This window comes from Streptomyces sp. NPDC003943, from assembly GCF_053605265.1.
The window spans coordinates 33,467-45,534 of sequence record NZ_JBSGIW010000009.1; the positions used below are offsets into that span (position 1 = coordinate 33,467).

General features: G+C 70.9%; 12 protein-coding genes and 2 pseudogenes. 8 read left to right on the forward strand and 6 right to left on the reverse strand.

Going from position 1 to position 12,068, the window contains the following annotated elements; genetic code table 11:
* The first annotated feature begins 335 nt into the window (after positions 1-335).
* The 3 genes from ACWEV0_RS05965 to ACWEV0_RS05975 all read left to right on the forward strand — a co-directional run bounded on the left by ACWEV0_RS05965 (position 336) and on the right by ACWEV0_RS05975 (position 2,764).
* Positions 336-1,256 carry a LysR family transcriptional regulator gene (locus tag ACWEV0_RS05965; protein WP_453146985.1) on the forward strand — a complete coding sequence of 307 codons (921 nt, stop codon included), beginning with the start codon at positions 336-338 and terminating at the stop codon, positions 1,254-1,256.
* A 126-nt stretch (positions 1,257-1,382) separates the two neighbouring features.
* The gene (locus ACWEV0_RS05970; protein ID WP_453146850.1) at positions 1,383-2,189 is read left to right on the forward strand and encodes an MBL fold metallo-hydrolase; all 807 of its coding nucleotides are present in this window, start codon (positions 1,383-1,385) and stop codon (positions 2,187-2,189) included.
* Positions 2,190-2,284: 95 nt separating this feature from the next.
* The gene (locus ACWEV0_RS05975; protein ID WP_453146851.1) at positions 2,285-2,764 is read left to right on the forward strand and encodes a nuclear transport factor 2 family protein; all 480 of its coding nucleotides are present in this window, start codon (positions 2,285-2,287) and stop codon (positions 2,762-2,764) included.
* Positions 2,765-3,061: 297 nt separating this feature from the next.
* Here the strand turns inward: ACWEV0_RS05975 and ACWEV0_RS05980 are convergent, their stop codons facing one another.
* Positions 3,062-3,910 (reverse strand): SDR family NAD(P)-dependent oxidoreductase, encoded by an 849-nt coding sequence (locus tag ACWEV0_RS05980; RefSeq protein WP_453146853.1) that lies wholly within the window; start codon positions 3,908-3,910, stop codon positions 3,062-3,064.
* A gap of 103 nt (positions 3,911-4,013) precedes the next feature.
* Between ACWEV0_RS05980 and ACWEV0_RS05985 the strand changes: the two genes are divergently transcribed.
* Positions 4,014-4,625: a CGNR zinc finger domain-containing protein gene (locus ACWEV0_RS05985; RefSeq protein ID WP_453146855.1), complete on the forward strand. Its 612-nt coding sequence runs from the start codon at positions 4,014-4,016 to the stop codon at positions 4,623-4,625.
* A 244-nt stretch (positions 4,626-4,869) separates the two neighbouring features.
* On the opposite strand, the pseudogene ACWEV0_RS05990 reads toward ACWEV0_RS05985, so the two are convergent.
* From ACWEV0_RS05990 to ACWEV0_RS06000, 3 genes and pseudogenes are all read right to left on the reverse strand, one after another.
* Positions 4,870-5,121 (reverse strand): annotated as a pseudogene (locus ACWEV0_RS05990) (DIP1984 family protein); the annotation flags it as partial.
* A gap of 110 nt (positions 5,122-5,231) precedes the next feature.
* Positions 5,232-5,639, reverse strand: a complete 408-nt coding sequence (locus ACWEV0_RS05995; RefSeq protein ID WP_453146857.1) for a VOC family protein — start codon at positions 5,637-5,639, stop codon at positions 5,232-5,234.
* A 132-nt stretch (positions 5,640-5,771) separates the two neighbouring features.
* Positions 5,772-6,023 (reverse strand): helix-turn-helix domain-containing protein, encoded by a 252-nt coding sequence (locus tag ACWEV0_RS06000; protein ID WP_453146859.1) that lies wholly within the window; start codon positions 6,021-6,023, stop codon positions 5,772-5,774.
* A 74-nt stretch (positions 6,024-6,097) separates the two neighbouring features.
* Between ACWEV0_RS06000 and ACWEV0_RS06005 the strand changes: the two are divergent.
* Positions 6,098-6,205: pseudogene (locus tag ACWEV0_RS06005) on the forward strand (ABC transporter permease); the annotation flags it as partial.
* Between the two features lie 110 nt (positions 6,206-6,315).
* Positions 6,316-8,079 carry an ABC transporter substrate-binding protein gene (locus tag ACWEV0_RS06010; protein ID WP_453146861.1) on the forward strand — a complete coding sequence of 588 codons (1,764 nt, stop codon included), beginning with the start codon at positions 6,316-6,318 and terminating at the stop codon, positions 8,077-8,079.
* 424 nt (positions 8,080-8,503) lie between these two features.
* Here the strand turns inward: ACWEV0_RS06010 and ACWEV0_RS06015 are convergent, their stop codons facing one another.
* Positions 8,504-9,271, reverse strand: coding sequence for a GNAT family N-acetyltransferase (locus tag ACWEV0_RS06015; protein ID WP_453146863.1), 768 nt, complete (start codon positions 9,269-9,271; stop codon positions 8,504-8,506).
* A gap of 221 nt (positions 9,272-9,492) precedes the next feature.
* On the opposite strand from ACWEV0_RS06015, the gene ACWEV0_RS06020 reads away from it, so the two are divergent.
* Both ACWEV0_RS06020 and ACWEV0_RS06025 read left to right on the forward strand, forming a co-directional pair.
* Positions 9,493-9,897 (forward strand): FKBP-type peptidyl-prolyl cis-trans isomerase, encoded by a 405-nt coding sequence (locus ACWEV0_RS06020; protein ID WP_453146865.1) that lies wholly within the window; start codon positions 9,493-9,495, stop codon positions 9,895-9,897.
* 108 nt (positions 9,898-10,005) lie between these two features.
* Positions 10,006-11,007: a 1-aminocyclopropane-1-carboxylate deaminase/D-cysteine desulfhydrase gene (locus tag ACWEV0_RS06025; protein ID WP_453146867.1), complete on the forward strand. Its 1,002-nt coding sequence runs from the start codon at positions 10,006-10,008 to the stop codon at positions 11,005-11,007.
* Positions 11,008-11,115: 108 nt separating this feature from the next.
* Here the strand turns inward: ACWEV0_RS06025 and ACWEV0_RS06030 are convergent, their stop codons facing one another.
* On the reverse strand, positions 11,116-11,850 hold the full coding sequence (locus tag ACWEV0_RS06030) for a DUF899 domain-containing protein (protein ID WP_453146868.1): 735 nt from the start codon (positions 11,848-11,850) through the stop codon (positions 11,116-11,118).
* Positions 11,851-12,068: the final 218 nt, after the last annotated feature.

The window sequence follows — 12,068 nt, forward strand, 5'->3', positions numbered from 1 at the left end:
AGCGATGATGTAGCCGATACCTTCCAAGAGTTGGCCGGCCAGCAGGGCGGTGAACCAGCGCCGGGTACGCGGCCGCTCGGACGGAGCCGTGGCGGCGCCTTTGCGTCCGCGCCGCGCGGGACCAGGTTCCAGGCGGCCACGGCGGGTCGGCCGGCGCCGCGGCGCCGGTGGGGGCGGACTTCACCACCGCCTGCTTCGTGATCACGCACCTTCGCGGTCTCCCCGAGGACTCTTCCGCAGTGACGCCAGGCCGCAGGCACGGTGGATGGAAATGCCGGTTACGCTGCACCCATGTCCATCAGGCATAGAGCAAGGCGACGGTGACCCGGGTGACCATGCCCGGCTCCGCGAGCGCGTCCGGCATCGAGCTGAGGCACCTGCGGGCGTTCGCCGCAGTGGCCCGGTGCCGCTCGTTCACCCGGGCCGCCGGCGAGCTGTTGATCACGCAGCCCGCCCTGAGCCGTACCGTCGCCCAGCTGGAGGCCGGGCTCGGGGTGCGGCTGCTCGACCGCTCGTCGCGCGGCGTCGCTCTCACCGGCACAGGCGCCGAGTTCCTCGTCCACGCGGAGCGGACGCTGGCCGCCTTCGACACCGCCCTGGCGGCGGCCCGGCACGAGTCCACGCTGAGGCTCGGTTTCAGCTGGCTGCTGCCCGACCCCTGGGCCCAGCGGGCCATCGCCCGCTTCGAGGACGAGACGGGGGCACAGGTCGAGCTGGTGCGCTGCGACAACCCGCTCGACGACCTCGACCGCCAGGGGGTCGACGTGGCACTGTGGCGCGGCGACAGGCCGGTCGGGCCCGCCGTCCGTACGGTGCATCTGTACGACGAGCGGCGCGTCGCCGTCCGTGCCCGCGCGCATGCCGTGCACGGCCAAGCCGCGGGCGAGCCAGCCGGCGGCGCCGTGCGCTGGCAGGACGCCCACGAGTGGACCCTGGTCGTCAACACCGCCAGCGGTACGACCGGCCCCTGGTGCTGGCCGGACGGAGGCGGCCCCCGGCGCTACGTGAAGACCGCGAACTTCGACGAGTGGCTCGAATCGGTGGCCGCGGGGCGTGGCCTCGGCATCGTCCCCGACGTCGCCGAACGCCGCATCCACCACCGCGCCCTGCGCTTTCTCCCGCTGACCGGCGCACCCCCCAGTCCGGTCCGCCTCGCCTACCGGCCGGAAGCGGGAACCGGCTCCGCACTGCTGCGCCAATTCCTCGATGCGGCCCTCGAAGCAGCCCACACCGGCGCCCATGCAGGTGAGGCATAGGTGCAACCGGAGCGGCATTTCCGCTGCTCCCGCTATCTCCTTACGGTCGACGGCGAGGGCGGGAGTGGCTCGGAACACCCGGCACCCAGCGCCCTCCTTCCCTGCCACGCCCAAGGAGCCACAACCATGACTTTGTCCTCCCCCCTTCCCCGCCACGAGGGCTCGGCGCTGGTCGTCGGCGGCCCCACGACCGTCCTCGACCTCGGCGGGCTCCGCATCGTCTCCGACCCGACCTTCGACGCCCCCGGCCCGCACGGCCACCTCACCAAGACCGAGGGCCCGGCCCTCGCCGAGGACGGGCTCGCCGACACCGATCTGGTCCTGGTCAGCCACGACAACCACGCCGACAACTTCGACGACCGCGGCCGCGCCTTCGCACTGGCCGCCCCGCTGCTGCTCACCACCACCGGCGGGGCCGGCCGGCTCGGCACCCCGGCGAAGGGCCTGGCCGCGTGGGACACCCACACGCTCACCCGCCCGGACGGCGGCGAGTTGACCGTCACCGCCGTTCCGGCCGTCCACGGCCCGGAGGACGGTGAACGCGACGCCGAGGGCGAGGTCAACTGCCAGGTCGTCGGCTTCGTCCTCGCCGGAGACGGACTGCCCACCGTGTACATCAGCGGTGACAACGCCTCCCTGCGTACCGTCACCGAGATCGCCCGCCGCATCCCGCGCATCGACGCGACCGTCCTGCACGCCGGCGCTGCCCGAGTCCCGGGCAAGTTCCGCGAGCGCCCGCTCAGCCTCGACAGCGCCCGCGCCGCCGCGGCCGCGGCCATCCTGGGAGCCCCCGTCAACATCCCCGCCCACTACACCGGTTGGTCCCACTTCACCGAAGGGCGCGATGCCATCGAGCACGCCTTCGACGACGCCGGGCTCACCCCGGTCCTCCGCATCGCCGACCATGGCACCTGGCTCCCCCTCAAGCCCTGAAACCGATCACCCCCCCAAGGAGTCCGGTGAATGAGCGCGAAAGCAGCAGCGCACGACAGCAAGCGCCGGCGGGAACGAACCGAAAGGACAGGCTGATGTCCCGTACCACTTCCGACACCCAGATCCGGCGTCCCGTACCCCCGTTCACCGAGGCCGACGCGCTCGCGAAGGTGCAGGCCGCCGAGGATGCGTGGAACACCCGAGACCCCGACCGGGTCGCCCTCGCCTACACGGAGGACTCGGTGTGGCGCAATCGCGACACCTTCGTGACCGGCCGAGCGGAGATCCGGCGGTTCCTCGCCGAAAAGTGGCGCAGGGAGCTCGACTACGCGCTGCGCAAGGAGCTGTGGTCCTTCGGCGACGACCGGATCGCCGTCCGCTTCCAGTACGAGTGGCGCGACGCCGACGGCGGACACTGGCGCTCCTACGGCAACGAGCTGTGGGAGTTCGACGCCGCGGGCCTGATGCGCCGGCGTGAGGCGAGCATCAACGACGTACCGATTCGGGCAGAGGAACGACGCATCCTGGGACCGAGGCCCCTGGGACAGCGTGGGGGCGCACTGCCCCTGGCATGACATGCCACCGCACGCCGGACGGTGGATCAGGATGTCACCTCTACGGCCGGTTCGAGTTCGTCGTGGGCAGTCGGCCATCGGATCGACCTCCACCCGGCTGTGACCGTCCCGGGCCTCCGGTGGACGAGCCGCGGCCGACGCTCGCCGGGGAGGTCGCGGAGCAGTGGGGGTGGTACAGGGGTCTGGGCCGAAGCCGTCTGCCGTGGCTCGACCCAGACCCCTTTGGTCACGGCCGGGCGGTGAGGAGGCTCAGGCCGCCTCCGCCATGACCGTGTTCCCGGCGGGATGGGTGGCTCGCTACCTGTCGACGGCGTCGGTCACGTGCTGCCAGCCCTCCAGGTCTGCGATGCGTGCCTCCAGGGCGGGGCGCATGGCCGTCGCGCCGGCGGTGCCGAGGGCAAGGCGCAGCGGAGGGTTGGGGCTGTCGACCGCGGTCCGGATGCCTTCGGCGATCCGCGCGGCGGCGGAGAACGCGGACGCCGGGAGCTCTCCGATGCCCTTCTGGACCTCTCGGACGGTCTGGTCGTAGTCGGAGAGTCCGGCTGCGACGTCGAGGTTGGCGAGGAAGGGAGTCGCCGTCATACCGGGCTGGATGAGGGTGACTTTGATGCCGAGCGGTGCGACCTCGGCCGCGAGCGCGTCCGACAGTCCCTCGACGGCGTACTTGGTGGCGGCCAGCAGGCCCACGCCCGGATGGGCGGACTGCCCGTAGACGGACGAGCCCTGGAGTACGTGGCCGGACCGCTGGGCCCGGAGCACCGGCAGCGTGGCGCGGAGCACGTTGAGCACTCCGAAGACGTTGGTGTCGAACACGGCACGCACCTGGGCGTCGGATGCCTCTTCGACGGCTCCGAACAGTCCGTATCCCGCGTTGTTGGCCACGACGTCGATGCGGCCGAATCGTGCCAGCGTGCCGTCCACCGCGTCCCGGACGGCCTGCTCGTCACGTACGTCCGCCGGGATCAGGAGCAGGCGATCACCGTGCGCTTGCGCCAGTTCGTCCAGGGAGGAGGTGTCGCGGGCGAGGGCCGAGACGGTGTCGCCGTTCTCCAGCGCCTGGAGCGTCAGTTCGCGGCCGATGCCGGACGTCGCGCCGGTGATCAGCCAGGTGCGGAGGCGGGTCTGCTGGTTGGATGCCTGATTCATGTTGCGACCATAAGGCGTTAGATCGCAACAGTTCAAGCCTCATCGGTGCCGAGGTTGCCCGCTAGAATGGTTAGCGCCGATCGCACTGATGTAGGGTGGGCCTATGAGCAGTGCGGCGTCCGAATCCCCCAAGCCCAGCCCGCGCACCGTGACACCGACGGTGGAGACCGTTCTCGCGTTCGTGAACACGCGCGCTGACGGATCGGGTCGCCGAGAGCTGTTCGAGGACGGGCACTCGTTCGCGGCGTGGCTGGCGGAGCGCGACGAGTTCGACGGCGAAACCGTGGTGACCGACGCGGACGCGGCGGTCGCGCGCGAGCTGCGTGACGCCCTGGTGACCGTGCTGCTCGCACACTCGGGCGACGAGGGAAGCCTGGGCGAGCCGCTGCTGCGCGCCGAGCGGCACCTGCGACGTGTCGGGTCGCTCTACCCCCTGGCGACAGTGGTGACGGCCGGCGGCGCAGAGCTTGCCTCACCGCAGACGGGCGTGCCGGGCGTGTTCGGAACCGTACTGGCCGCGGTGACGACGCTCGCTCAGAGCAGCGACTGGGGACGCATCAAAGCCTGCCGCAATCCCCCGTGCCATTTCGGTTTCTTCGACCGCACCCGCAATGGAGCGGGGCTGTACTGCAGCACCGGCTGCGGCTCCCAGGTGTCCATGCGCAAACACCGCCAGCGGCAGCGCCATGACAGTGGCGCACCGTCCAAGGCGTGAGACCCGTGTGCGTCGATGTGGAAGCCCCGAACCCGCCCTCGCCGCCCGGATCTGCACGTGGTGATGTGCTGTGCGATGTGCACTGTTACCTGTGCGCGGTGCTGAGCTGCACTGTTGTATGGGGAGTCGAACCCCCGCGTTGCTCTTCACGCGCCAGGAGTGGGCTGGAAAACCGCCGGCCCTCGGTGTGTGCACGCCTCCGAGGCAGCTACCTACTCCACATCGTCCCCGCCTGCTGGACCACTCAGTCCAGCAGATCGACCTCCCAGTTCGTGCGCTGGATCCGCACATCGACCTCGCGGATCTCTCGGGCGATCGCATCCGCCTGACCGCGCAGTTCCGCGACCGGAAGTGCGGAAAGCATCATCAGCTCGGACCGGAGCTGCCGGCCGTATCCCCGCTCGCCCTTGCCCGCCGCCGCGTCCGCCGCCGCGGTGACCACAGAGTGCCGCAACCGCAGGACATCGCGGCGTGCGAGGGCATCGGTGAGCGTCCCCACGCAGCCCGAGGTGAGGGGCCCTCACGCCCTCGATCGGACCGGCGGCGAACTGCTCGACGTCGACCCGCCTTCGACGCAGGTCACGTCGACGAGCCCGACGTGGGTCGTCAGGCGGCGGCAGGCTGGAGGAGGTCCCAGCGATTGCCGTAGAGGTCCTCGAAGACGGCGACGGAGCCGTAGGGCTCGTGGCGCGGCTCTTCCAGGAAGCGGACTCCGGCGGCGGTCATGCGGTCGTGGTCGCGGGCGAAGTCGTCGGTGTACAGGAAGAAGCCGACCCGGCCGCCCGTCTGGGCGCCGACGGCCGCGGCCTGCGCCTCGCCCTTCGCGCGGGCGAGCAGCAGCCCGGTGCCGCCGCCGCGCGGGCGCACGACGACCCAGCGGGTGCCGTCGCCGCGATCGGTGTCCTCGACGAGCTCGAACCCGAGGGCGCGGGTGTAGAAGTCGACGGCCTCGTCGTAGCCGTGGACGACGAGCGTGACCAGGGCGAGGGCGGGGAGCTGCGGTGTGTCGGACATGGGACCAAGGTAATACGTATGACGGACCCGGTGCCAACGCAGCGCGGAGGTGGGCAGTGGAATGCGGCGCCGGCGAACGGCGAGCGGAGGACTTCTGTGGTCGGGTGACCAGGGGCGACCACGGCGGGGCGGTCATGGCCGATGCGGCGAGGAGAGCCGGCGGCGCAGCTCGCTGGGGGTGTGTCCGGTCCAGCGGGTGACGGCGCGGCGGGGGGTCCGGGAGTCGGCGTAGCCGTTTCGGGCTGCTATCGCGTCGGCCGTCTGGTCCGTGGCCTCGACCAGGCGGGTGATGTGCTCGCGGCGGGCCGTCTCCAGCTCGGCCCGCCAGGCCATGCCGTGTTGTCCCTCGGGACGGCGCTGGAGGGTGCGAGTGCCGGCCGTCATCCGTCTCGCCGTCGCGGGAAGGGCCAGTTCGTGGTCGTCCCTCTCGCTGCTCGTCGCCTTCCTGGCAGCGCGGTCCTCTGTTCCCGATCTTCCCTGGCCTCGCGATCTTCATTACCGTGCTTGCGTTCAACCTCTTCGGTGACGGCGTGCGGGACGCGCCCGGCCCGAAGGGTTCCCGCTGACCGTACGTCGCTCCCCCGCAAGGCCAGCCCCTGTCAATGCCGGCAGGAGGCACATCGTCCAACGGCGGACCGCCGCAAGAGGACCGCCACTACTTCGGAGGTTGCTCGACATGACTCTGGACAGCTCCCAGAGACGCAGAATCGCCGCGAGTGCGCTGCTCGCGGCGGCCACGATGGTCGTCACCACCGCCTGTGGCGGCGGCAACGCCGGCGACAAGGGCAAAGGCAGCGCGCCCGGCTTCAACGCCGCGGTGAACAAGGTCGCCAGCGCCTCCGACAAGAAGGGCGGCGAGCTGAAGTTCATCGGTGCGCAGGAGGCCGACAGCTGGGACCCGCAGCGCGGCTACTACACCTTCATGTGGAACTTCTCCCGTTTCTACGCCCGCCAGTTGGTCACCTTCAAGCCCGTGCCCGGAGCCGGGTCCACCGAGCCGGTTCCGGACCTCGCCACCGACACCGGCAAGGTCTCGGCCGACGGCCTGACGTACACCTTCACGCTGAAGGACGGGGTCACCTGGGAGGACGGCAAGCCGATCACCTCCAAGGACGTCAAGTACGGCATCGAGCGCATCTGGGCGCAGGACGTCATCTCCGGCGGCCCGGTCTATCTGCGGCGGGCCCTCGACCCCAAGGGCGACTACAAGGGTCCGTACAAGGACACCACCCCGGACAAGCTCGGCCTGAGCGCCATCCAGACGCCGGACGACAAGACCATCGTCTTCAAACTGCCGGTCGCCAACGGCGACTTCCTGCAGATGCTGGCCATGCCGACCGCGTCCCCGGCCCGCCAGGACAAGGACACCAAGGCCCAGTACGGTCTGCACCCGTTCTCCTCGGGCCCGTACAAGTGGGACTCGTACACCCCCAACAAGTCCCTGAAGCTGGTCCGCAACGACAAGTGGGACCCGAAGACCGACTCCGTCCGCAAGGCCCTGCCGGACAAGATCAGCATCACGTTCACCACGAACGCCGACGACATGGACAACCGCCTCGTCGAGGGCGAGTACGACCTCGACCTCAACGCGACCGGTGTCGGCGCCGCGGCCCGCCAGAAGGTGCTCCAGCAGCACAAGGAGAACGTCGACAACCCGCAGACCGGCTTCATCCGGTACGCCGTGTTCCCGCAGACGGTCATCCCGAACATCGAGTGCCGCAAGGCCATCATCTACGCGGCCGACTCCAAGTCCCTGCAGACCGCCCGTGGCGGCCCGCAGGCCGGTGGCGACATCGCCCCCAACATGCTCCCGCCGGCCATCAAGGGCTCCGACCCGACGGCCGACCCGTACGGCAAGCTCTCCGGCGCCCCTGACCTGGCCAAGGCCAAGGAAGCGCTGAAGAAGTGCGGCAAGCCGAACGGCTTCAAGACCACGATCGCGGTCCGCAACAACAAGAAGATCGAGATCGCCACCGCCGAGTCGCTGCAGAACTCGCTGAAGGCCGTCGGCATCGACGCCCAGATCGACGCGTTCGACGGCGCCCAGACCGCCGGCATCATCGGTTCGCCGAAGGTGGTCAAGGACAAGGGCTACGGCATCATCATCCAGGGCTGGGGCGCCGACTTCCCCAGCGGCCAGGGCTTCCTGCAGCCGCTCGTGGACGGCCGCTTCATCCTGCAGTCCGGCAACTACAACTTCTCCGAGCTGAACGACCCCGCCGTCAACGGCCTGTTCGACCAGGCGCTGAAGGAGACGGACCCGGCCAAGGCCGGCGAGTTCTACAAGCAGATCAACACGAAGGTGTCCGAGGCAGCGCTCTACCTGCCCTTCACCTATGAGAAGAACATCATCTGGCGCAGCTCGCGACTGACCAACGTCTACACGGCGGGCGCCTACAGCGGCCAGTACGACTACGCGTCGCTCGGCGTCGTGAGGTAACCGAACCCTTCCGGTACCGGGTGTCCGACTCGCCCCGATGGCGCAGCGCGCCGCTGGGTACGAGGGGCAGACGAGGGCCGTGCGGCGGCCCGTGGGGTTCCGAGAGGTCCCCACGGGCCGCCGTCGTCCGCACCCCGGCGACGCCGCCTCGGCGACGTGGACGCTGGACTGCACCCCGGCGGCGACCGACGCGGGCGTCGACATCAAGGGGCGCTGCGGCCGACCCCTGTGCGCCCAGGTCCGGCCACCACTCGTCGAGTGGTCCGCCGCGTCAGTGGCCTGAACGGACCGCCGACACAGCGTGCCCGGCGCCGTCTGACGCCCGGCGGGCGGCCGTGCCACTGGACGAGCGGCCCAGGCCGGCGGCCTGGGCCCTCGTCGTTGTCCCGTCGTTCCGAAGGCGGCGGGCTTTATCGCTGCGGTGTCACTGGGAGGCCCACCAGGTCGAGGGTGCCGCGGCGGTGTAGCCCAGCGACTCGTACAGCGGCCTGCCCAGCTTCGAAGAGGTGAGCGTCAGCGGCAGGTCCGCCAGGTGGGCGAGGGAGCCGAGCATGACGGCGCGTCCCACGCCGCGCGACCGGAAAGCAGGCGAAGTGCCGACCCAGTAGTGGCTGCCGACGCCGTCGTCCACGACGCTGACAGCGGCTCCGGCGGGCTCGCCGTCGCACGTGGCGACGAACACGTCCACGCCCGGCTGCTCGATCAGCGCCGCCGGGAACAGCTCGCCGGGGCGGTAGGGCTGGAATCCGGCCAGCTCGAAGCCCTCGATCACGATCCGCTCGGCCGCCCGGAGGTCCTCGGGGCGCCGTACCCGGAACACGTCCAGCGCCGGTTCGCCGACGGGCCCGGGCGGGCGCAGCATGACCGGCATCTGCCAGTTGCGCATGCCCAGGTGGCTCAGGTCGGTCGAGCTGAACGGGTCCTCGGCGTTCACCGGACCCGCGGCCCGGCGTACCAGCTCGTCGATCTCGGTCAGTTCGTCCGGGTCGAGGACCGGCTCCTGGATCAGGATCCGCAGGCCGGCGCGCACGTCGCCGTCGACCGCGACGAATCCGCGGCGCCGGATGACCTCATGCCCCCGGGATCGGCCGGTCGCGGTCCAGAAGGCGGCGGAGTTACGGGCCTGGCGCGTCGGTGCCTCGGACAGGGCCACGGACATGGGCTGCTCGGCCGACGTAGATCGTGTTGTCATTGCGCCTACGGTAGTGCGCAGTTGACCGATGGCGCGGGCCAATTGCCCGCGGACCGACTGGGCCGCCTGCGGGGCCGGACCGGCCGGCGAGCACCAGGTCAGCGACCTGGTCCAGCGCCGCTGATAGGTTCCCGGTACAACCAGGTGAGTGCCGCGCGCGGTTTCCATGTGTCCGACAGGTCCGTGCGGCGGCTTCCGGCGGAGAGTGATGAGGGCAGCACATGGGTGAACGGACGAAGCCCGAGGTCGACGCTCCGCAGGGTGACGCCCCTACCGAGCTGACCGTCCGGGACCTGATCGTCGGGGACGGGGCCGAGGTCAAGGCGGGCATGGTGGTCAGGGTCCACTATGTCGGGGTGACCTTCGGGTCCGGTAAGGAGTTCGATGCCTCCTGGGACCGGGGCGAGCCGTTCAAGTTCGCCCTGGGCAGTGGCAGGGTGATCAAGGGCATGGACCGCGGGATGAGGGGAATGAGGGTCGGCGGCCGACGCGAGATCATCGTTCCCCCGCGCCTCGGCTACGGCAAGCAGTCACCCTCACCGTTGATCCCGGCGGGCTCGACGCTGGTCTTCGTGGTGGACCTGCTCGACTCGTACTCCGGCACAGCCGGGTGGAGCAACCCCTAGTACCCCCGGCCGCTCCTCCCCAGGCCGTTCCTCCCCGGGCCGGTCCTCCGCAGAGGGCTGCCCGCACCTTCCTCGGAGCGCGCGGCCCGGTGCTCTACCGTTTCCCTCATGCGACCTCCGCTGCTGCACCGGCGCTGTCCCGAACTGGCCGCCTCGCTTCCCTTCCTCCGGCTCGGCGAGGCACCCACGCCGGTTCGGCCGCTGCCGGAGCTGGGCACCCGGGCCGAGCTGTGGATCAAGGACGAGGGCGGATACGGCGACGGCGGCTGGGGCGGCAACAAGGTCCGCAAGCTGGAGTGGCTGCTGCCGGAGGCCCGGCGGCGCGGCGCGAGGACCATCCTCACGGTCGGCGGCCTCGGTACCAACTGGGGCCTCGCAACCGCCCGTTACGCGCGGGAGCAGGGGATGGCGGTGGCCCTGGGGCTCATCGACCACCCGGTCGACGAGCACGTGCGGGCCCAGCTGGAGCGGCTGCGCGCCTCCGGCGCGACGCTGCACTTCCTGCGCACCAAGAACAGGCTGCTCCTGGCGGCGCCCTGGCTCTTCGCCCGACACGCCCACGGCCGCACTCTGCCGTACTACCTCCCAGCGGGCGGCTCCTCGCCGCTCGGCACGCTCGGTGCCGCCGAGATCGCCCTGGAGCTGGGCGCACAGGTCGAGGCCGGGGAGCTGCCGGAGCCGGCGTGGCTGGTCACCGCCGTCGGGTCCGGCGGTACGGCGGCCGGGCTGGCGCTCGGACTGCGGCTCGCAGGGCTGCGCACCCGCGTCCTCGGCGTCGTGGTCAACGACACCCTGCGGCTGGATTCCGGCGCTCTCCTCGGGCTGGCCCGCCGCTCAGCGGCTCTGCTCCGGGCCCGGGGCGCCGAACTGGCCGGCGACGCCGTGCCGGTCCCCGACACGATCCGCATCGAGACGGCCTGGCTGGGGAGCGGCTATGCGCACCCCACCTCCGTCGGCGATCAGGCTCTCGCCCGCGCCTCGGCACAAGCCGGCCTGGCCCTGGAGCGCACGTACACCGCCAAGGCGCTCGCGGCCCTGCTCGACCTGGACGCAACCGGGCGGCTGGACGGTGGCCCGGTCCTGTTCCTGCAGACTCATGGACCGAGATGACACGGCGTCGGCGCGAGGGCCGGTACCGCCGAGCCCGCGTACGCGGGCGGGGTCCCGGCTTCGCGCGGCTGCGGCCACCACGGCCCAGCCGCACGGCACGCCGGGCTCTCAGGTCTTCTCGTACTCGTCGTGGCGGCGCAGCCAGTGGGTCTCCTCGCCCTCCTCGTGTCGGCCCAGCGGGGTGCGGTCGAGGAGACCGTAGTAGGCCATGGCGGGCTCCAGGCCGCGGGCGGTGGAGACGTACGTCCGGTAGACCGTGCCCTCCGACAGTGCGTAGCAGCTCAGTCCGGGGCCCTCGGTGACGTAGCCGAGCACGTCCGTGCCGCACGCCTCGGCCATCTGACTCACGGTCGCAGGAATCTCGCCCTGGAGGAACGGTCTCAGCTCCTCCTCCGTGTGCTGGAAGCCGAGGTCGCGGTGGAAGTCACCGCCGCCCGCGCAGACCCAGTCGAAGCTCCAGCCCATCCGCTCCCGGTAGGCGAGGAGCTTGTCGACCGGCGCCCGCGAGGAGCAGATCAGCGTCACGTCGCGAGCCTTGAGGTGAACCGCGTTGGGATCGAGGGTGTCCGCTATCGACGAGCACACCGGGCATCCGGCCTCGTACGGCGGCCCGAACATGAAGTGGTAGACGAGGAGCTGTGAGCGCCCCGCGAAGAGGTCCGCGAGCGACCTGCTCCCGCCCTGGGTCTCGAATCGGTAGTCCTTCTCGACCCGCACCCAGGGAAGGTCCCTCCGCTGCCGCGCGAGCTCGTCGCCGCGCCGCGTGAGTTCCTTCTCCTTCACGAGCAGCTCCGCTCGGGCTGCCTCGAACTCCTCCTGCGTGCCGACCTTGTGCTCGTGCATCGCCGTTCCCTCCTGTACGGGACGCTCGCGTGCTGGGGAGGCGTTCCGTTCCGTGCCTTGGCCCGGCTCCGCCGTCACCCGCACGGCCGAGAGCTGCTCCTCCTTCAAGGCTAGATGCAGCCCGTGCTTCCGCCCACGTGGCAGCGGGAGGAGCATGAGGGGCGACGCTCTGCCGAACTCGGATGCCGAGGCCGAGCGGGGTCTTGCCGGCCAGGGCG